The organism is Streptomyces sp. CA-210063, assembly GCF_024612015.1.
GTDB lineage: Bacteria > Actinomycetota > Actinomycetes > Streptomycetales > Streptomycetaceae > Streptomyces.
On record NZ_CP102512.1, the window covers coordinates 322990 to 343071 of the forward strand.

At 70.4% G+C, this 20082-nt stretch carries 18 protein-coding genes and 1 pseudogene; 7 read left to right on the forward strand and 12 right to left on the reverse strand.

Translation table 11 applies throughout. The features are described from left to right. Positions 1 to 213: 213 nt before the first annotated feature. The 6 genes and pseudogenes from JIX56_RS01355 to JIX56_RS01375 form a co-directional block, all read right to left on the reverse strand. The gene (locus JIX56_RS01355) at positions 214 to 468 is read right to left on the reverse strand and encodes a DUF1048 domain-containing protein (protein WP_257536890.1); all 255 of its coding nucleotides are present in this window, start codon (positions 466 to 468) and stop codon (positions 214 to 216) included. Continuing rightward, positions 468 to 602, reverse strand: a complete 135-nt coding sequence (locus tag JIX56_RS01360; RefSeq protein ID WP_257536891.1) for a hypothetical protein — start codon at positions 600 to 602, stop codon at positions 468 to 470. Before JIX56_RS01360 ends, JIX56_RS01355 begins: the two co-directional genes overlap by 1 nt. Positions 603 to 604: 2 nt before the next feature. Further along, the gene (locus JIX56_RS01365) at positions 605 to 934 is read right to left on the reverse strand and encodes a PadR family transcriptional regulator (protein ID WP_257536892.1); all 330 of its coding nucleotides are present in this window, start codon (positions 932 to 934) and stop codon (positions 605 to 607) included. A 269-nt stretch (positions 935 to 1203) separates the two neighbouring features. Next, positions 1204 to 1284 (reverse strand): annotated as a pseudogene (locus tag JIX56_RS47585) (IS21-like element helper ATPase IstB); the annotation flags it as partial. A gap of 1 nt (position 1285) precedes the next feature. Next, positions 1286 to 2011: a potassium channel family protein gene (locus JIX56_RS01370; protein ID WP_257536893.1), complete on the reverse strand. Its 726-nt coding sequence runs from the start codon at positions 2009 to 2011 to the stop codon at positions 1286 to 1288. Further along, a complete protein-coding gene (locus tag JIX56_RS01375) occupies positions 2004 to 3365 on the reverse strand; it encodes a TrkH family potassium uptake protein (RefSeq protein ID WP_257536894.1) in 1362 nt (453 codons plus the stop codon). The genes JIX56_RS01370 and JIX56_RS01375 overlap by 8 nt, the downstream gene beginning before the upstream one ends. Positions 3366 to 4398: 1033 nt before the next feature. On the opposite strand from JIX56_RS01375, the gene JIX56_RS01380 reads away from it, so the two are divergent. Next, entirely contained in the window at positions 4399 to 6381 is a 1983-nt protein-coding gene (locus JIX56_RS01380) for an amino acid transporter (protein ID WP_257550693.1), read from the forward strand. Between the two features lie 174 nt (positions 6382 to 6555). Here the strand turns inward: JIX56_RS01380 and JIX56_RS01385 are convergent, their stop codons facing one another. Continuing rightward, complete coding sequence (locus JIX56_RS01385) at positions 6556 to 7080, reverse strand: hypothetical protein (protein WP_257536895.1); 525 nt, start codon at positions 7078 to 7080, stop codon at positions 6556 to 6558. A gap of 272 nt (positions 7081 to 7352) precedes the next feature. Between JIX56_RS01385 and JIX56_RS01390 the strand changes: the two genes are divergently transcribed. The 5 genes from JIX56_RS01390 (at position 7353) to JIX56_RS01405 (ending at position 11419) form a co-directional block, all read left to right on the forward strand. Then, positions 7353 to 8342, forward strand: coding sequence for an alpha-L-rhamnosidase-related protein (locus tag JIX56_RS01390; protein WP_257536896.1), 990 nt, complete (start codon positions 7353 to 7355; stop codon positions 8340 to 8342). A 25-nt stretch (positions 8343 to 8367) separates the two neighbouring features. Continuing rightward, entirely contained in the window at positions 8368 to 8820 is a 453-nt protein-coding gene (locus tag JIX56_RS01395) for a glycoside hydrolase family 3 N-terminal domain-containing protein (RefSeq protein WP_257536897.1), read from the forward strand. A 493-nt stretch (positions 8821 to 9313) separates the two neighbouring features. Beyond that, on the forward strand, positions 9314 to 9553 hold the full coding sequence (locus JIX56_RS47825; protein ID WP_331594597.1) for a hypothetical protein: 240 nt from the start codon (positions 9314 to 9316) through the stop codon (positions 9551 to 9553). Between the two features lie 41 nt (positions 9554 to 9594). After that, entirely contained in the window at positions 9595 to 10302 is a 708-nt protein-coding gene (locus JIX56_RS01400) for an SDR family NAD(P)-dependent oxidoreductase (RefSeq protein WP_257536898.1), read from the forward strand. Positions 10303 to 10459: 157 nt separating this feature from the next. Further along, the gene (locus tag JIX56_RS01405; protein ID WP_257536899.1) at positions 10460 to 11419 is read left to right on the forward strand and encodes an NADP-dependent oxidoreductase; all 960 of its coding nucleotides are present in this window, start codon (positions 10460 to 10462) and stop codon (positions 11417 to 11419) included. 98 nt (positions 11420 to 11517) lie between these two features. Here the strand turns inward: JIX56_RS01405 and JIX56_RS01410 are convergent, their stop codons facing one another. The 4 genes from JIX56_RS01410 to JIX56_RS01425 form a co-directional block, all read right to left on the reverse strand. Next, on the reverse strand, positions 11518 to 12909 hold the full coding sequence (locus tag JIX56_RS01410; RefSeq protein WP_257536900.1) for an acyl-CoA reductase: 1392 nt from the start codon (positions 12907 to 12909) through the stop codon (positions 11518 to 11520). Continuing rightward, the gene (locus JIX56_RS01415; protein ID WP_257536901.1) at positions 12906 to 14246 is read right to left on the reverse strand and encodes a hypothetical protein; all 1341 of its coding nucleotides are present in this window, start codon (positions 14244 to 14246) and stop codon (positions 12906 to 12908) included. The genes JIX56_RS01410 and JIX56_RS01415 overlap by 4 nt, the downstream gene beginning before the upstream one ends. A 73-nt stretch (positions 14247 to 14319) precedes the next feature. Beyond that, positions 14320 to 15033: an ABC transporter ATP-binding protein gene (locus JIX56_RS01420; protein WP_257536902.1), complete on the reverse strand. Its 714-nt coding sequence runs from the start codon at positions 15031 to 15033 to the stop codon at positions 14320 to 14322. A 27-nt stretch (positions 15034 to 15060) separates the two neighbouring features. Then, positions 15061 to 16302, reverse strand: a complete 1242-nt coding sequence (locus tag JIX56_RS01425; protein WP_257536903.1) for an ABC transporter substrate-binding protein — start codon at positions 16300 to 16302, stop codon at positions 15061 to 15063. A gap of 130 nt (positions 16303 to 16432) precedes the next feature. Here JIX56_RS01425 and JIX56_RS01430 point away from each other — a divergent pair, with 130 nt between their 5' ends. Further along, positions 16433 to 19204 carry an ABC transporter permease subunit gene (locus JIX56_RS01430; protein ID WP_257536904.1) on the forward strand — a complete coding sequence of 924 codons (2772 nt, stop codon included), beginning with the start codon at positions 16433 to 16435 and terminating at the stop codon, positions 19202 to 19204. Between the two features lie 78 nt (positions 19205 to 19282). Here JIX56_RS01430 and JIX56_RS01435 read toward each other — a convergent pair whose 3' ends face one another. Continuing rightward, the gene (locus tag JIX56_RS01435; RefSeq protein ID WP_257536905.1) at positions 19283 to 20077 is read right to left on the reverse strand and encodes an SDR family NAD(P)-dependent oxidoreductase; all 795 of its coding nucleotides are present in this window, start codon (positions 20075 to 20077) and stop codon (positions 19283 to 19285) included. Positions 20078 to 20082: the final 5 nt, after the last annotated feature.

The window sequence follows — 20082 nt, forward strand, 5'->3', positions numbered from 1 at the left end:
CGAGTCGTCCTCGGGTGCCGAAGAGGTCGCGGTCGGGACGCGAAGAACCCGAACGGCAGACGGCCAGGCCCGCTGGGGTCGCACATCCCTTGGACGGGGTCGGCGAGCATCTCCAGGACCAGGCCGTGCGCGGTGAGGCGGCCGGGCATGGCCCTGCAGCCGCGTGGTGCGGACGGGCGATGAACGTGGCGCTCGGCCCGGGGGGCGGCGTGATCAGACCGTCGTGTCTTCTTTTCCGGTCTCGTCGCCGGCGGCGCGCTCGATGTCGTCGGTCAGCTGCTTCCGGGCACGGGCGGGGACGTAGCCGCCCTCGGAGTAGTTCTGGGCGAACGCGTCGACGAACTCCACGGGGTCTTCCCCGACGATCTCGCGGACCGGCGTTTCGTCGGCTACGGCCTGCTCGAACAGGTCGGCGAGGTCTTCGAACATCGCCGCATTGCTGTCGCCGTCGGTCGGCACGAAGTGCATCAGGTACCGCTCGATCGCCTCGACAGCCGTGCGGTAGTTCTCGGGAAGCTCTTGACGCGCGCCTTGTACGCCCTCCAGCGCTTCTTGGGCCCGATCATCTTCGCGATGAAGCCGGTCTTTTCGGCGTCGGACATGGTTACTTGCCCCCTTCGCGGAGCTGTTCCAGTCGTTCCGTGAGGAAGCTCCACGTCCTCCAGAACTCTTCGAGGTACTCCCGTCCCTGAGCATTCAGGGAGTGCACCTTGCGTGGCGGCCCCTTCTCGGAGGGGACCTTCTCCACGTCGACGAGACCGCGCTTCTCGATCCTGAGGAGCAGCGCGTAGATGGTTCCTTCTGCGATGTCGGAGAAGCCCTGCTCCCGCAGCCGTGCCGTGATCTCGTAGCCGTAGGCGGGGCGGCCGGACAGGGACGCGAGGATGATCCCCTCCAGCGTGCCCTTGAGCATCTCCGTCTCCAGCTTGGTCATGGACCCCCTCCTCCCTCCACTAGTCAGCGCTATTGAGTACCGGTACACAGTAACGCTGACTACCGGTACTTAGCAAGACGGAATAGCGAGGGCTCGGGTCAGTCCTGCGGCTCCCGCGGTAGACCTGCCGCTCACGCACAGCCTCACCCTGCGGGGTACGCGGACCGGGCACCGCAGCCCGGACGGACAGGTCCAGATCGAGACGGCTGTTCGTGTCCAGCTCGAACCGGCCGTAGGAATTGACATGGGTCGGTCTCGTTGTTCTTGTTCGCCTTGGTGCGGGCCAGGCGGTAGCTCGCGGTGCCGGTCTCGATGAGGGTGGCGTTGAAGGTGAGCCGGTGCACGATCGCCTCACTGGTCCAGCTCCGCGAACGTCTCCACGGCCTGGGTCCTGCCGGTGACGATGATGACGTCGCCCGGGTGGACGACCGTCTCGGCGGTGGCGTGGGTGAAGTCGGCGCCGGGGCGTTTGATGCCGACGACCGTCACGCCGTACGAACTGCGTACCCGGCTCTCGCCGAGGGGGACGCCGCCGACGACCTTCGGGGCGAGTGTCTTGATCAGGGCGTAGTCGCTGTCGAAGGTGATGAAGTCGAGCATCCGGCCGGTGACCAGATGAGCCACACGCTCGCCCATGTCGTGCTCCGGCAGGACCACGTGGTGGGCACCGATACGCTCCAGGATCCGACCGTGCTGCCGGGAGTTGGCCCGGGCCCAGATACTGGCCACGCCGGCGTCGACGAGGTTCGAGGTGGTCAGGATGCTGGCCTCCAGGTCCGTACCGATGCCGACCACGACGCGGGAGAAATCGCCGACGCCGAGCTGGGCCAGCGCGGCGGGGTCGGCGCAGTCCGCGGCGGCGGCCTGGGTCAGCTCGTCGCCGACCTTCTGGACGACACCGGCGTCGGCGTCGATGCCGAGCACGTCCCAGCCGCGCCGCATCAGCTCCGCCGCCACGGACTGTCCGAAACGGCCGAGACCGATGACCGCCACTCTGGAATCCGGGCGGGCCGGGCGACGATCGACGCCCGAACGCCGACGCCGGTGGGGACGCAGGAACTTGAGACGGTCAGCCAATGACGGGTCGCTCCTCGGGCAGGGAGTAACGGCGGTCGCGCTGGCGCAGGGCGAGCGCGCTGGCGAGAGTGATCGGGCCGACGCGCCCGACGAACATCAGGACGATGACAGTGAGTTGGCCCGCCGCCGGAAGGTCTGCGGTGATGCCGGTGCTCAGACCGACCGTGCCGAAAGCGGAGACGGCCTCGAACAACACGGCCTCGGCCCGCTCCTCGGTGACGGCGAGCAGCACCAGCGTGCCCGCTATGACGAGACCGACGCCCAGCAGCGCCACGGTGAGGGCCTGGCGCAGCGTGGCCGCGGTGAGCCGCCGGCCCATGATGTCCGTGTCGGCGTGCCCACGGATCTCGGCCAGGATCGCCGCCCCCAGCACCGCGAACGTGGTGACCTTGATGCCGCCCGCGGTACCCGCGCTGCCGCCGCCGATGAACATCAGCACGCAGATGCCGAGCAGGGTGGCCGGTTCCATGGCGCCGGTGTCGACGGTGTTGAAGCCCGCGGTGCGCGCGCTCGCCGCGGTGAAGAACCCGTTGAGCAGCTTGTCGGCCCATGCCATGGAGCCGAGCGTCCGCGGATTGTCCCACTCCAGCCCGCAGGTCAGGACGGTGCCGACAACGAGCAGGGCCGCGGAGGTGACGAGGGTGAGCCGGGTGTGCAGGGACCAGCGGCGCCGGATGCCGCCCCGGGCGCGGGGGCGGTTGCGCAGCAGTTCGAGCAGGACGGGGAAGCCGAGGGCGCCGAGGACACTGGCGACGGCGATCGGCAGGACGATCCAGGGGTCGTCCGCGTAGCCGACGAGGTTGTCGTCGCGCAGCCCGAACCCGGCGTTGTTGAAGGCGGAGATCGCGTAGAAGATCCCGTGGTAGGCGGCGTTTCCGGCCCCCAGGCCGTGGCCGACGTGGAAACGGACCGCGACCACGACCACCGCGACGAGCTCGATGGCGAGCGTGGTGCCCGCGACTCCCAGGACCACCCGACGGATGTCACCGGCGCCGCCGCTCCGCTCCGCCTGTGTGGTGAGCTGCGTCCGCATCCGCAGCCGCCCGGAGACGAGCAGGGCCAGCAGCGACGCGAGCGTCATGATGCCGAACCCGCCGACCTGGATCAGCGCCAGGACCACGCCCTCACCGAACCCGCTCCAGTGGCTGCCGGTGCCCACGATGGACAGCCCACCGCTGACCGCTCCGGTGGCGGTGAACAGGGCGGTCAGCACGCCGGTGTCCCGTCCGGTCTCGGTGGCGGCGGGCAGCATCAGCAGGGTGGCACCCAGCAGTACGACGAACGCGAAGGCCAGGACGACACCTTGGGCGGGATGGCCGGCGAGGCGGGACCAGCGGGCCCGAGTCGTACCCACGGCCACCAGCTACCTCCGTTGTCCCGCCATCACCAGCTCACAGCATCCCTGTCTGGGCGGGCGTACGGAACGCGCCACGGCGTTAAGAAGGCGTTGGGACCGGCTGATGGCGGTGCTGCTGTCAGGTCACCGGACCGCGCCGCGGGTTTCGTCGGGGTGCGTGCGGCGGTGCAGGAACCGGCCGTGTTCCTTGAGCCGGCTGCGCCGGGTGGCGCCGATGACGATCTGGGGGGGCGATGATCTGCTGGGCGAACTCGAGAACGGCCCGGGCGGTGTCGTCCCCGGTCACCGTGCGGAAGCTGCCGCCGAGTTCTTCGACCAGGGCCCGCTGGTGGGCGAGGAGTTCGGGGGAGGCGGTGGTGAGCCCGTCGTCCCGTTCTACTGGATGGCGAGGAACTCGCCGCCCGCCCCACGCGAGGCGGTCCGTTGGCCGCGCCGGATGAGTCGGTCCCCGGCGAGGCCCCGGCGTTGGCCGGACGACCTCTGCACGCCCACTGAGATCACAGGAGACAAACCAGCGCCAGTGTGAACCTGCGCTCCGGATATCCCCCACTGTGCCTGGAGTGTCTCCCGATGCCGAGCCCGTGACCCCAGCCATAGGCAGTCGATGCATCCGTTGAGCTCTTTGACGCTGAGGAAGTCGGCGGAACGACCGACCCTGAAGACCCGTACCGCAGAATCCGGCGCACCGAATACACCCTGCTTCTGATCGTCGTGGCCCTGGGAGCCGCCGGGGTGGTCACGGAAACGGTGTGGTTGCTCGGGATCGCGGCATGGTTCCTGATCACCGTCGGCCTGATGGAGATGTTCTTCCGCCCTTGACCGTGCCCCGCCTGGCGCGGTTTCAGCACGCTCAACGGGGTGAGGCTGGGAGGGGAACAAGGCCGAGGACGAGCCCAGCCGACCGTGTGCCCACCCCGGATGCGGCTGCCAGGGCTGAGATCCGCATACTCGATGATCGTCGGGTGCGGTGACTGGTGGGACCGGGTGCGCTGCACAGGTAGGCAAGGCCAATGGGGGACACGTGGGGGATATGAAGGACGCCAACGAGCTGACGGTGCCGGAAGTGGTGGACAGTCCTGCTCTGCGGGCGCAGCCGACCGGAAGTCTGGCGCGGTGGTTGCTGCATCATCGGGTGCAGCCGGTCGGGCCGGCGGCAGGTGAGGGGCATACCGAGCCGCACGCCTGGTGGAAGGTGATGTGTCTGACCGGGGTGGACTACTTCTCCAGCCTGGCCTACGTGCCGGCGATCGCGGCACTCGCGGCCGGGGCGGTATCGCCGTTGGCGACGTTGCTGATCGTGGCGTTGACTCTGGTGGGGATGCTGCCGATGTACCGGCGGGTGGCTAGGGAGAGCCCGCACGGAGCAGGGTCGGTGGCGATGCTGGAGGATCTGCTGCCGTTTTGGCGGGGCAAGCTGTTCGTGCTGGTGCTGCTCGGCTTCGTGGCCACGTCGTGGATCATCACGATCACGTTGTCCGCCGCGGACGCCTCCGTCCACATGGTGGAAAACCCCTACCTGCCCCATGCCCTGCACGGTCACGAGGTCGCCATCACGGTGGCGCTGTTGCTGGTCCTCGGAGGGGTGTTCCTGCTCGGGTTCAGCGAAGCGGTCAACGTGGCCATCCCGCTGGTCGCGGTCTTCTTGGTCCTCAACGCCGTGATTATCGCCGTCGGATTGGTGGATGTGTTCACCACGCCGGGGGCCTGGTCGGCGTGGACGGACGCGCTCGGCGAGGGCGGAGGCGGGTTCGGCGATCTGGCGGGGCCGGCACTGGTGGCGTTTCCGCTGCTGGTGCTGGGCCTGTCCGGATTCGAGACCGGGGTGAGCATGATGCCGCTCGTGTCCGCCGACGGCGCCGACGCTGAGCAGCGGCTGCGCTCGCGGATCCGAAACACCCGCAGGCTGCTGACCACCGCCGCGCTCATCATGAGCGTCTACCTGCTGTCCGCGAGCTTCGTGACCACCGTCCTCATCCCTCACAAGGAGTTCGAGCCCGGCGGCGCGGCCAACGGCCGTGCCCTGGCCTGGCTGGCCCACGAGCACGTCGGGGAGGCGTTCGGCACCGTCTACGACGTCAGCACCATTCTCATCCTGTGGTTCGCGGGCGCATCCGCGATGGCGGGGCTGGTCAACATCGTCCCGCGGTACCTGCCCCACTACGGCATGGCCCCGGAGTGGGGACGCGCGGTACGCCCGGTCGTGATGGTCTACACCGCCCTCTGTGTTCTCATCACCATCGCGTTCGACGCCGACGTCGACGCCCAGGCCGGCGCCTACGCCACGGGCATCCTGGCCATGATGGTCTCCGGCGCATTCGCCGTCACCGTCTCGGTCGTACGCCGCCGGCGGCGCGCGACTGCCACAGGCTTCGCAGCTCTCACCGCGGTCCTGCTCTACGCCCTGGTGGCGAACATCGTCGACAAGCCCGACGGCATCGCCATCTCCGGCATGTTCATCGCCGGCATCATCGCTGTGTCGCTGATCTCCCGGGTGTCGCGCACCACCGAACTGCGCGCCGACCGCATCGTCTTCGACGAGGCCGCCCGCCGGTTCATCACCGACACCCTCACCCACGACAACTCCATCAACATCATCGCCAACCGCCGTCAGGCCGGCGACGGCGCCGAGTACGCGGCCAAGGAGCGCGAGCAGCGCGGCAGCAATCCGGTGCCTGCCCCGGCCGATGTCCTGTTCGTGGAAATCGACGTGGTCGACCCGTCCGACTTCAGCGAAGTCCTCGCCGTCCGCGGCGTCGAGGTCGACGGATACCGCATCCTGCGCGCCGAGGCACCGGCCGCCCCGAATGCCATCGCCGCGATCCTGCTCGCCCTGCGCAACGCCACGGGTGTGCAGCCGCACTGCTACTTCGCGTGGGCCGAAGGCAGCCCGCTGATGCACATGTTCCGCTACTTCCTGCTCGGCCGCGGCGACACCGCTCCGGTCACCCGCGAGATCATCCGCAGCAACGAACCCGACCCCGACCGACGCCCCGGCATCCACGTCGGCGGCTGACCCAGCGCTCCGTCCGGCGAAGACGACGCCCAGGGCCTGTCCGATGAGTCAGTGACGAGCCGGACTGTCGATCGTTCAGCGCCGTCCAGATCGGGGTGATCTGGTTGATTCAAACCCGCAGATGATCGGGCGTTTTCCGCCCGCAGGCCCGCGGCACGCCGCCCGGCGGAACGGTCAGGCGGCGTGGCAGAGCACCGCGCGGCCGGCCGGGGCCGAGGCGCGGGCCACGGTCGCGGGCACGGGACGGGCGGTGCGGACGGGGACCGTGGCCTGGGAGCGGTTCCGCGCGAAGACGACCAGGCGCAGCACCGCGAACCGCCCGACACCGGCGAGTGCGGAGGCGGACAGATAGACGACCTGCTCGGCCACGGCACCAGGCGCCGTCACCAGCTGCTGCAGGACAAGCATCGCCACGCAGGTCACCACGTACGCGGCCGCCGCGGACCCGGCCGACTGCGCGTGCTGGCGCCAGGTGGCGCGCCCGCCCGCGCCGAAGGTGAAGCGGGCGTGCAGTTCGGTGGCGAGGAGCGTGGATGCCACGGTGATCAGGGCGTTGGCCAGGGCCCAGGGAATCCGGGAGGCGAGGGCTGCCACGGCGAAGCTGGAGGCGAGCCCCACCCCGCCGCCGCAGAGCACGAAGCGGGCGAAGGCGGTGAAGGCGCCGGGTGTCGCCTGCTGCATGTTCTGTGCGGTCTCCATGATCCGGCCCCTTTGATGGCTTACTCCGCGAAAACGCGCACCACTCGGTCTGCGAGGCCGAGTGGTGCACCACTCATGCGCCAGTATGGCACATGAGTGGCACCATTAGGGGCCAGATGTGGCGCCACATGTCACATCTGTGGCGCCATGGTGTGGAGGGAGTTGCGAATGTGCAGGTCAGCGACCCAGCGCAGCTTCGGTGGGTGCTGTAAATGCTCATCGCTGCCGATGGAGTCGTAGACAAGGAGGGCGAAGGCAGCTACCTGTGCCCGGTGCCAAATCCGCCCTGGCCATGCCTTGGCCGAGGCTCGCGATGCGGCCGAGAACGCGGAGAACGCGCGTGGGTCGAGTTCACCGCCGGTCGCCTGGACGAGGACGGGACGTGGAGCGGCAACGCTCAACTCAGTGACTGGCTCGACCCGGCCGCCCCACCGGAGGACCCGGCGCGCGCCACCACCGACTCCGCCTATGTCGCCACCGCCTTCGTCGCGCACAGCGCCCGGCTGCTCGCCGACGCGGCCCTCGAGCTGGGCCACGCCCACGACGCCGACCGGTACGCGGCCCTGCACCGCCGTACGGCCGAGGCCGCCTGGCGCACATGGGGCGACCACGCCCGTACCACCCAGACCGGCTGCGCCCTCGCCCTTCAGTTCGGCATCGCGCCCGCCGCCGAACGAGCCGCGGTCGGCGAGGCCCTCGCCGCCCTGGTCCGCGCCAACAGCGGCCGCATCGCCACGGGATTCCTCGGCACCCCCTTCGTCCTGCCCGCCCTCAGCGGCACCGGCCACACGGCCGAGGCGTACCAGTTGCTTCTCAACACCGAGTGCCCGGGCTGGCTCTACCAGGTCGAGCGCGGCGCCACCACCATGTGGGAGCGATGGGACGCCATCCGCCCCGACGGCACCATCGACACCGAGAAGGCCGGCACGATGCTGTCGTTCAACCACTACGCCTACGGCGCCGTCGCCGCCTGGCTCTACCGGACCGTCGCCGGATTGCGCCCCACCACAGCCGGCTACCGCACCCTTGAGGTAGCCCCGCGACCGGGGGGCGGGCTCACCTCGGCCGACGCCTCCGTGACCACCCCGTACGGCAAGGCATCCGTCGCCTGGTCCCTCAGTGACACCACGTTGACGGTGGACGTCTCGCTACCCCCGGGCACGACCGGAAGGTTCCGCGCACCCGAGGGCTGGCGCTGCACCACCGATGTCGGCCGACTCGGGTCCGGGGACCACCGCCTGGTCCTGCACTCCCGCTCATAGCCCCTCAGACCAAGGAACGCGCACCATGCCGACCGACCACGACCACGGCGCCGCCGAGCTGAGTCTCGACGACAAGGCCTCGCTGCTCTCGGGCCATGACTTCTGGTCCACCAAGTCCGCGGAACACGCGGGGATCCCCTCGCTCGTACTCAGCGACGGCCCGCACGGTGTCCGCCGCCAGCGTCGGGAAGCCGACAGCCTCGGGCTGTACGACAGCGAGCCGGCGACCTGCTTTCCGCCCTCGGTCGCGCTGGCGTCCAGTTGGGACCGGGACCTGGTCGGCCGGGTGGGAGAGGCGCTCGGCCGCGAGGCGAGGGCACTGGGCGTGGACGTACTCCTCGGCCCCGGCGTCAACATCAAGCGCTCGCCACTGTGCGGCCGACACGCCGGCCACCCGGGCGACGTCCGCGCGGCGCGGTGCGGGGGAACCCGCGCCACGCCCCACCACTGGTGTCATGAGAACTCCCGACGCATGTGACCATCGAACGAGGTCAACCGCATGACCGCGCGGTCACTGGCCGCGCGGCCATGTCTACGTAGCCGCAGGCTCCGCGTCAAGGGCACACACAGCATTTGTTGCGTCGACAGGCGGGACGACCTCGGCAGGGGCGGTCCGCTCGACGCGTCCTGCTCGGAGTCTTGCCAGCGGACCCTCGGAAAGTTCACTCTTCGACGCGTCGACCGATCGACTTTGTCCGATCGCGTTTGTTTCTGGTCGTATCAGCGACCACCTCCCGCCATGCCCTGGAGCCGACGCGCCAAGGGCAACGGCACCGCCCGGTATCTGGCCACCCACCCCGACCCGGGCACTCTCGCCGACCTGCTGCACCGCATGTGCCGGGAGGCCGATGTGACACCGGAGCATCAGGTCCCTGCCGGGATCGAGGTCGTCCGGCGCCGCGGCAAGGAGGCCGACTACCTGTTCCTCATCGACCACGCCGGCCCAGGGAGCCGACGTACCGGCCGAGGGCGTGGAACTCCTCACCGGCACGCCGGTCAGCGGCACCGCCACCGTCCCGCCGGGAGGCGTCGCCGTCATCCGCGAAGCACACCGACCCGACCCCGGCTTCGCGGGCCACGGAGGCCGTGGAGGCGTTCAGGCCGTCGCGGGCGAACGCTGGGGGTCCAGCAACCGGATCGCCCTATCCACTTGCCGTGCTACTGTGGCCACATCGAACCGGAAGGGTCTATCCGGATCCCTAAACGGATAGGCCTTTCCGAATACTCCTCGTTCTCTCCCCGGAGGATCGCTGTGACCAGCATCGCCATCGTCGGAGCCGGCCCCCAGATGGGCCTGGCCATCGCCCGTACCTTCGGCGCCCAGGGCTTCGACGTCGCCCTGATCTCCCGCAACCGCGAGAAGCTCGACGACCTCGTCGGCAAGCTCGGCGCCGAGGGCGTCACCGCCGCCGCGTTCCCCGCGAACGTGCTCGACCGCGCCGGACTCGCCAAGGCCCTCAAGGACGCCGCCGACCGGTTCGGCGGGATCGACGTCCTGGAGTACTCCCCGGTCGGGACGTTCGGCGTCACCACCCTGACCGCTCCGGCCACCACCGAACCGTCGGACGTCGAGTTCGAGATGAACTTCCAGCTCTACGGGGCCATCGCCGCCACCCAGGCGGTCCTGCCCGCGATGCGCGAGGCCGGCGCCGGCACCCTGCTCTACACGACCGGCGCCGGCTCGATCTGGCCCGACCCGCGGGTCGCCAACGTCAACGCCGCCGCGGCCGCGCTGCGCAACTGGGTGATGAACCTGCACAAGGAACTGGCCGACGCGGGCACCGGCATCCAGGCCGCCCACATCGGCATCGACTCATCGATCGGCGTCTCCGTCATCCCCGGCGTGGAAGCGGCCCGGCCCGAGCAGATCACCCCCCTCTACTGGGACCTGCACACCACCAAGCGCGACGAGGCCGAAGTCGTCTTCAAGCTCGGCAACGAGGACTTCCCTCGCGGCTGACACCGCACCGTTCCCTCGTCGAACCCTGATCGCGCCGTGGCCCGATACGTCGCGGCGCGATCCGAGAGAAGGCTTCCGCCGACCACGAACTGTCGGGCTCGACCACGAACGCTGCCCTCTGACGCAAGAAGCGAAAAGCAAGAAAGGAAACGCGCTCGTGCGAGCTCTCATCACCAACGACTACGGCGACTCCCCCAAGATCGCCAGAGTCCCACGCCCGGACTTCAGCCCCGACGAGGTACTGGTGGAGGTCGTGTCCAGCTCCGTCAACGGCTTCGACGCCATGGCCGCGGGCGGTCACCTCAAGGGCATGCTGCCTCATACGTTCCCCGCGGTGCTGGGCAAGGACTTCGCCGGAACCATCGAGGCGGTCGGCGCCGACGTGCGGGGCTTCGCGCCGGGCGACGAGGTGTTCGGCGCGGTGACGGACCTGTCGGTCGGCCGGGGCACGATCGCCGAGTACGCGGTGGTGCGACCCACAGTCGGTCTGACCCACCGTCCCGCAGGACTCGACAGGGCGCAGGCCGGCGCGTTGACCATCGCCGGATCCACCGCCTACGCCGCCGTCGAAGCCCTGGCGCTTCAGCCCGGCGAGACGGTCCTGATCGTCGGCGCCACCGGAGGAGTGGGCTCGCTGGCCGTGCAACTGGCGAAGGCCACCGGGGCACGGATCCTCGCCACCCACCGCGATACACGCGGCGCCTCCTACCTGACCGGACTCGGCGCCCACGAGCCGATCGACGCCACCGACGACCTCGCCGCCGCCGTACGCAAGCACGCCCCCGACGGTGTGCACGCGGCCCTCCACCTGGCCGGAGACCTCGACACCGTCACCGGCCTCGTCAAGGACGGAGGCCGACTCGCCACACCCGCGGCCCAGCCCGCGCCGGATGCCTACGCCGACCGGGGACTGTCCGTCATCCCGGTCATGGCCGATGCCGGCGCCACGGTCCTGGACCATCTCGCCACCGAGGTCGTGGCAGGCCGACTGCACGTGCCGATCGCCCGGACCTTCACCCTGGACCACGCCCCCATGGCCCTCCGCGCCTTCGACACCAGCAAGAACGGAAAGATCGCCATCTACCATCGCAAGGGAGCGGAGATCATCCTGTTCTGATGATCCCGTGTCGGGAGGCCTTCCCCGTCGCCCCGGGCGGCGAGTCGACATGCGGGCCCTACGGACGAGGACCTGGATGCTCGCCCCGGGGCCCCGGATCACTCGTCGTTCACCCAGCGCATGAGGCGTTGCAGTGGGTAGAAGCCGTCGTGGGAGAGGCCCGGCGGCATGCCACCCGCTCGGCCGAGGGACACCACGCGCTGGACCCCGGCGCAGGCGAGGGCGTCGCGCAGTTCCGCCTTGCGGGAGTCGGGGTACACGCCGACCGTCTGGGTGGCGACCCCGGCCTGGGCGACGGCTTCGGACAGGGCGGTGACCGGGACCACGTTGACGATCTTTCCGTCGGGGTGGAAGTCCACCGGTTCGGGCGAGCGGATGACCAGGCCCCGGCCGTCGTAGCCGCCCCATACCCGGTACTCGGGCGCCAGGGAGCGCAGGACGTCGATCTCCTCGCGGAGTTCCGCGGCGACCCGCGGGCCGTCGGCGGAGCTGAACTCCCTTGCCACGCCGAGGCGTTCGCACAGCAGTGCCGCGTAGCGGTCGGCGTCGTCCCAGGTGCCCTCGACGAACTGGAAGCGGCTGGCCACGCAGGCCTGCTGGTTGAAGAACGTGGCATCGGCGGCGCCCGCGTCGGCGGCCCGGGCCAGGGCATGTGGCGATGCGAAGGCCTCGCGGCCGATCAGCGAGATGGAGGTCTTGGGGTCGAAGGAGACGAGCTCGAACCCCGGACCGACGTACCTCAGCGCCCCGCGGATCGTGGCCTCGCCGCCCCAGGCGACCAGCTTGTCGAAGAACTGTGGGCGGAAGAGGACGCTCTCCACCGCTTCGTCGCCGCCGCGCCAGTACACCGCCGAGAACGAGCGGACCACCGGATGTCCGGGGGCCACCGCGGCCATGGTGCGCAGGATCGCGGTCGCGGTGAACAGGTCGTTCGAGGGCAGCTTCAGCAGGTTGACGCCCTTGGTGAGGGCGCCGCGCACGACGGACATCGCCGCGACGCCGGGTGCGTTGCCGGCGATGATGTGCACCAGCCTGGGCGGGAACGCGCGGGTGGCCGCGATCCGGTTCTCGGGCAGCCGCACCTCGCGCCAGCCGTCGAGTACGTCGGCGCCGCCGAGTTCGTGGTCGATCTGGGCGTACAGGTTGGGGCGTTGGAAGCTGCGCCAGAGTGCGGCGTAGGCGCGTTCGAGTACCTCCGTGGGCAGTGGGCTGACCCGGTCCATCCGCTCCAGGGCCTCGGTGAGCAGGCCCTCGCGGTCGGCCTTGAGGGCGTCGCCGGTCTCCACGAGCAGGTCGACGATCTCCGCCACGGGGACGTGGAAGGCGGGGCCGGGTTCGGTGCGGGGCCAGACGAGGCGGTCCAGGTCGAGGGCCGGTGCCGTGAAGGAGGCGTCCGCCCGGCCGTGGGTGGTGTGCGGGCCGACGTCGACCTCGCCGCGGATCACATGGGCGACGGCCACCGGGCCCACTGCCGTTGTCGTGGGCCTCATCCGTGGATCATCCCCCGCACATAGGAGTCGAGTGTCGCGGCACAGGTGATCTTGTCGTCGCCGCCGAGGTCCCCGTAGCGCCGGATGTCGGGCAGGACGGTCGGGCCCGGTCTGCCGCAGTCACACGGGGAGAAGTTCACGCGGACCCGGTCACCGCTGATCAGCCCGCCCCAGCGGCCCTCCAGGGAGACGTCGAGGAAGGCGAACCGGCCTTCCACAACGCCCTGTTCGGGGTTCAGCAGGGTCTCGCCCGTCTCGTCCAGCACCAGCGGGATCACCCACGGCGGCACGTGGTAGTCGCCCTTCTCGCAGGCGAGGCAGGAGCCCTGAAGCTCCGTCATGCCGTAGCTGCGGACCCGTCGGACGCCGTCGTAGAAGGCGGCGAGCTGTGCCTGGTAGTCGTCGGGCAGCGCTCGGCCCTTGTTGCCGCCTCCGCTGAGCACCAGGGTGTCCGGGTGGAGGCCGCCGTCCGGGACGCCGCGGGCGCGCAGGGCCTGGATCAGGGTGAACTGCTGGTTGTTCATGCCCGCGATGAGGAGCGGTTCGTCGCGGTGCTCGGCGATGTCGTCGACGATCCGGGCCAGGGCCGCGTCCAGTTCCTCCTCCCTGGCGGCCGAGACGCTCTCGAAGGCGCTGATCTCCTGCGGGGTCGCGGTGCCCTCCGCCATCCGCCGGCGCAGCAGCGCGCTGCTCATCAGCTCGGACACCCGCATCGGGTCGTCGGTGAGCAGCCGGGTCTCGCCGGGGCGCGCGAAGACGTCCGCGTGCCAGCGGAAGCCGTCGACGGAGCGCATCGGGCCGCTCGCGGGTGCGAGCAGATAGCCGCGTCGGGTGGGCTTCGGCGGGAGCGGGTCGGGCCAGCAGGTGAGGTTCTCCAGGATGTCGTGCAGGAAACCCAGGTCGCTCGCGTCGCAGTTGAGGAAGGACACCTTCCCGGAGGTGCCGCTGGTGATGTACGGGCGGTGGCCGGCGGCGGTGATGCGGTCGGTCCACTCGTCGATGTCGCGGACGCCGTCCATGTCGACGTCGTCCGGTTCGACCGCCGAGACGGTGGTGTACCAGCGCAGCAGCCGGTCCCAGCGGCCGGCGTCGATGAGGGAGACGGGGTAGGACTTGTAGCTGGTGTGCGAGAAGAGCAGCGGTACGAGGTCGTCGAGACCGGTGATGTCGCGTACGCCGCTCTCCTCCGCGCGGGTGCGCAGCAGCGGGATGCGTTCGCGGTGTGCGGTGAAGGCCTCTCGGGCCGCCTCCAGCTGCAATTCGCGTAGTTCCGCGGCGGGTTGGTCGAAGGTGCCGGAGAAGACGAGGGAGCGGATCTGCTCGCGTGCGCCGGACACGGTGTTCACCTCATTCGGTTCATTCGGTTCATTCGGTTCATTCGGTTCATTCGGTTCAGTCCGTTCATTCGGTTCACTCGGTTGCATAAGTTGTCTCTTCGGCGAGGTAGGACGACTCGATCGCGTCCAGGTGCCCGCGCAGTTCCTCCGGGGTGCCCGTCAGGGTGACGCGGCCGCGGTGCAGGACGTACACCCGGTCGGCGATGTCGAGCACCTTGCGGACGTGCTGTTCGACCAGCAGCGCCCCGAGGCCCCGGTCCGCCGCCTCGCGTACCGCGCGCAGCAGGCGGTCGACCACGAGCGGGGCGAGACCGAGCGACAGCTCGTCCGCGAGGAGCAGCTTGGGGGCGCGGCACAGCGCGCGGGCCAGCGACAGCATCTGCTGCTCGCCGCCCGACAGCATTCCCGCGCCCGTCCTGAGGCGCTTTTCGAGCTCGGGGAAGAGTTCCAGTGCCTGCCGCGTCGCCACCCGGCCGACCCGCAGGTTGTCCGCGGTGTCGAGGCGGGTGAAGACCGCCCGTTCACCGACGTACGCCAGGCCCTGGCGGGCGCGGCGGTGCAGCGGTGCGCGGCCGGGCTCGCCCAGCCAGCGCACCTCGCCGTCCATCGGGGCCAGGCTGCCCGAGAGCGCCCGGAGGGTGGTGGTCTTGCCCGCGCCGTTGGGTCCGAGGAGGGCGACGACCTCGCCGGGGCGGACCTCGATGTCGAGGTCCGCCACGACGGGCCGGCTGCCGTATCCGGCGGACAGGGCGCGGGCTTCGATCAGGGGTGAGCCGGTGTCGTGCACGCGCGTTCTCCTTCGGTCAGCTGGCGGTCAGCCGGCCGACATCGCCGTCAGCACCTTGCGGACGTCCACGAAGGTCGCCCCTTCCTTCGCCCACTCGATCTTGCCGTCACGGATGACGAGTTCGGTGGCCGTCGTGTTGTGGATGCGGTTCATGCCCTCGATCGGCAGGGCGGTCTTCTCGCTCCAGGTCAGGGACGGGGTCAGTCCGCCGGTGTCGATGCCCGAGGTGGTGTTCAGCTCCTCCACCAGGGCCTTGGCCGTGATCGTCGGCACTTTCTCGGCGGCCTCGGTGAAGACCTTGAAGGCCACCCAGGTCGTCCCGTTGGCGCCGTTGCTGGTGTCGATCTCCTTGTCGCCCTCGGCGGCCTCGACGAAGTTCTTCCAGGCGGCGTCGGAGGTCGGCGGGTAGTAACCGGTGATCGCGGCGCCCTCCAGCGGGCTGCCGCTGCCGCCGGTGGTCTCGGCCAGTTCCGGAGTGAGGTTGCCGACGACGCTGCCGACCTCGGTCTTCGAGCCGGACTGCACATACGCCTTGACGAAAAGGTCGGAGTGCGTGCCCAGGATGACGCTCACGCAGTCGCTGCCCTTGGTCGCGGCGGCGACCTGCGGGGCGAGGTCGGTGGCGGTCACCGGCACCTTGAGGTCCTTGGGCGCCGCCCCTCCGGCGGAGGTCACACCGAGGGCGAGGAACCGCGCGACGGTCTCGGCGGCGGCCACGTCGTACCGAACGCCCGAGATCTTCTTGCAGCCCTCCTCCACGAGCTGCTGCCCGTGGGCCGCGAACACCGTCGGGGTGCCGCCGTTGACGGGGAAGGACAGCGGGTTGGAGAACTCCGCCGCCGAGACGCCGGTCCCGCCGATGTACGGGATGCCGGCCTTCTCCAGGATGGGCATGTAGCGGTCACCGGCGAGGCTGTACGAGCCCACCACCGCGACCACCTTCTCGGCGACCGCCTGCTGGGCGCACTTCTCGGCCTCGGCGGGGGCGTTCTTCTCGTTGCAGGTGAGCACCTCCAGCCGGCCGCCCTTGATGCCGCCGTTGGCGTTGATCCACTTCTCGTAGGCCTGGGCGGTGTGCCGGACTCCGGGCTGGGCGCTGCCCTGGGTGTCCTCAGGGGCCCAGACCATCACCTTGACCGGCGCGCCCTTCAGGGCGGAGGTGTCGCTCGAGGTGCTGGAAGCCTCTCCCCCGCAGCCCGCGGCAAGCAGCGCTCCCGTCACCGCGAGACAGCTCGCTGCGGCACTTCTGCGTCGGCGTGAGTCGTTCATGGTTCCCTCCGCGGGACTCGTCATTGAGTTGGCGAACAGCATGGGGTGCGTTTTTGGGTTAGTGAAGTACTCTCGGCACAATTATTTAAATAAATGCGCTGTCTGGCCCTGTCCCCTGGGAGGTTCCTCGATGGACGACATCCTGCGGTTCGCGCTGCTCGGCCTGGGGCTCGGTGCCCTGTACGCGCTCACCGCGCACGGCATCGTGCTGGTCTACCGGGGCTCCGGTGTCCTCAACTTCGCGCACGGCGCGATCGGGATGGCCGGCGCCTATGTGCAGTGGGAGCTCTCCACCCAGCACGGCGTCCCGTACTGGCCCGCCACCGCCTGCGGCGTCCTCGCCTCGGCGGTGCTGGGCGTCCTCACCCACCTGCTGGTGCTGCGCCCGCTGCGCCGGGCGTCCACGCTGGCCCGCCTGGTCGGCACCCTGGCGGTGTTCATCGTGATCACCGCGATCGCCGTCAAGCGCTACGGCGACAGCCTGGAGCTGGTGCCGGGCAAGCTGCCCACCGAGCTGCTGACGATCGCCGGGGCGACGATCTCCGAGGACCGCGTCTGGCTGCTCGGCATCGCGGTCCTCGTGACCGCGCTCCTCCATCTCCTCTACAAGCGCACCCTGTTCGGCCTGGGCACCACGGCGGTCGCGGAGAACGAGGGCGCCGCCGCCGCGCTCGGCTGGTCCCCGGATCTCATCGCCACCGGCAACTGGGCGCTGGGCTCGGCGCTGGCCGGACTGACCGGCATCCTCATCGTGCCGGTGATCGGCCTGTCGGTGACCGGGCTGACCACGTTGCTGCTGAGCGCGTTGGCCGCCGCCCTGGTCGGCCGGTTCTCCTCGTTCCCCATCACGCTGGCGGGCGGTCTGGTCATCGGGATCGTGCAGTCCGAACTGACCCGCTTCGGCTCCGACATCACCGGACTCGCCTCGTCGGTGCCCTTCCTCGTCATCGCCCTGGTGCTGGTCGCGCGCGGCCGGGCGCTGCCGCTGCGCGGCACGTTCCTGGACCGGCTGCCCGCCCTGGGCACCGGCAGGGTCCGCCCCGTGGCACTGGCTGTCGCCGTCGCCGTCGGACTGCTGCTGGTGAGCGTGTCGACGCCGCTGTGGGCCGACGCGATCACCAACACCCTCGTGATGTCGCTGATCATCCTGTCGATCGTCGTGGTCACCGGTTACGCGGGCCAGGTCTCCCTCGCGGCCTACGCCCTCGCCGGGACGGGCGCGTTCATTGCGGGACACACGGCGGCCGACTGGGGCTGGCCCTTCGAACTCGCCCTGCTGGCAGGCGTGTTGGGCACGGTGCCGATCGGTCTGCTGTTCGCGCTCCCAGCGGTCCGCACCCGTGGCGTCAATCTCGCGATCATCACGCTGGGTCTCGGCACGACACTGGAGGCGATGGTCTTCCAGAACACCGACCTGTCGACGAGCCCGGGCAGCGACGGCATCGCGGTGGGCCGTCAGACACTCTTCGGAATCAGCGTCTCCGGGGTCGACCATCCGCAGCGGTACGCCGCCGTGGTGCTCGTGCTGTTCGTCGCCGCCACACTCGTGGTCGCCAACGTACGGCGCAGCCGCACCGGCCGCCGGCTCATCGCCGTACGGGCCAACGAGCGGGCCGCCGCCGCGCTGGGCATCGACGTCCGCGCGGCCAAGCTCTACGCCTTCGGCCTCTCGGCGGCCGTCGCCGCGCTCGCCGGAGTGCTCACCGGCTTCCGCTCGACGTCGGTGGTCTTCTCCGACTTCGCGTCCTTCGACTCCATCACCGCGCTCGGACTCGCGGTCATCGGCGGGGTCGGCTTCCTCGTCGGCCCGCTGTTCGCCGCGACCTTCGCCGCCGGCACGGTGGGCGCCCGGTTCGGGGACCTGGTGCTGCCCGGGCTCAGCGAATGGATGCCGCTGATCGGCGGGATCATCCTGGTGCTGACCCTCGTGGGCAACCAGGACGGCATCGGCAAGGACATCGGCAAGCAGGCGGAGGGCATCCGCCGCAGACTGTCGCCGAGGCGCGACACGGTCACGGCCACGGCGGCCAGGACAGCGGCCACGGCGGCCAGGGCGGCCTCTGCGGGTTCGGCGACCTCGGCGGCCTCTGCGGCCTCGGCGGCCTCGGCGGACGAAGCGGCCGTGCCCCGAGCCGCACCGCTCCCCCTCCACGTACGGGGCCTGACCGTGCGCTACGGCGGTGTCGTCGCCGTGGACGGACTCTCGCTGGATGTCGAGCCAGGGCAGGTCGTGGGTCTCATCGGACCCAACGGCGCCGGCAAGACCTCCGCCATCGACGCCGTCACCGGCTTCACCCGTGCCGCGTCCGGCGGTGTGCGCCTCGGTGACCGGGAGGTGACCCGGCTGCCGGTGCACCGGCGGGCCGCGGCGGGGCTGAGCCGGTCCTTCCAGTCGCTGGAGCTCTTCGAGGACATGACCGTCCTCGACAACCTGTACGCGGCCTGCGACCGGCCCGGCCGCTGGACGTTCCTGACGGACCTGGTGCGGCCCGGCAGCCGTCCGCTGCCCGCCCATGTCCTCGTCGCGGTACGGGAGTTCGGGCTCCAGGACAGTCTGGACCGGCCGGTGGGCGATCTGTCGTACGGGGAGCGCCGGCTGCTGGCCATCGCCCGTGCGGTGGCGGCCTCACCGTCCGTGCTGCTCCTCGACGAACCGGCCGCCGGGTTGTCCGACGACGAGACCCGGGAGCTGGCCCGTCTGGTGCGGCGGCTCGCCGAGGACTGGGGCATGGGCGTGCTGCTCGTCGAGCACGACGTCGACATGGTGATGAGCGTCTGCGACCAGGTGGTGGTCCTGGACTTCGGGCGGCTGATCTGCGCCGGTACGCCGGAGGAGGTGCGCCGGGATCCGGCGGTGCGAGCGGCCTATCTGGGTGACCTGGAGCCGGAGACACTGTCCTGAAACGCTCGGAGTCGCTGTCCTGAAACGGGTCGGAGGCGCTTCCCAGTACGGGAAGCGCCTCCGGCCCTCGTTTCTGCTTCAGGCGTCCCGCAGGTCCGCGACATACGGCGCGTGGGACAGCAGCCCGCCGTCCACGCGCAGGGTGTGCCCGGTGACGAAGGCCGACTCGTCGGAGGCGAGGAAGACGACCGCCGAGGCGACGTCCTCGGGCCGGCCAAGGCGCGGCGTGAGGTGATGGCGCAGCATCGCCTCCCGGATCGCCCCGTGCGCCGAGCCGGAGCTCGCCGGCGTGACGATGAACCCCGGCGCGATGGCGTTGCAGCGGACGCCCTGCTTGCCGTACTGGGTGGCGACGTACTGCGTGAGGTTGATGAGGGCGGCCTTGGAGGCGCCGTACGCGGGATTGCGCAGATCGCCCGCGAGGCCGGACCCGGACGAGGTGTTGATGATCGAGCCGCCGCCCCGGGCGATCATGTGCGGGACGGCGGCCTGGACGGCGACCATGGTGCCGCGCAGGTTGATCCGCATCGTGTCGTCCCAGACCGCCGGGTCGGCCTCCACCACGGCGAGGTCCTGACGGGCGGCCAGATGGGTGGCCGCCGCGTTGTTGTGCAGGACGTCGAGGCCGCCGTACGTCTCGACCGCCGTGGCCACCATGGCCCGGACGCTGTCGACGTCCCCCAGGTCGACGACGACCGCCGTGGCGGAGCCTCCGGCGGCCCGGATCTCCTCCGTGACCGCCTTCGCGCCGTCGGCGTTCAGGTCGGCGACGACCGTGTGCGCTCCCTCCGCCGCCACGCGGCGGGCGGTGGCGGCGCCGATGCCGGACGCGGCGCCGGTGACGATCGTGATCTTCTCGTCGAGCCGTCCCATGGCCG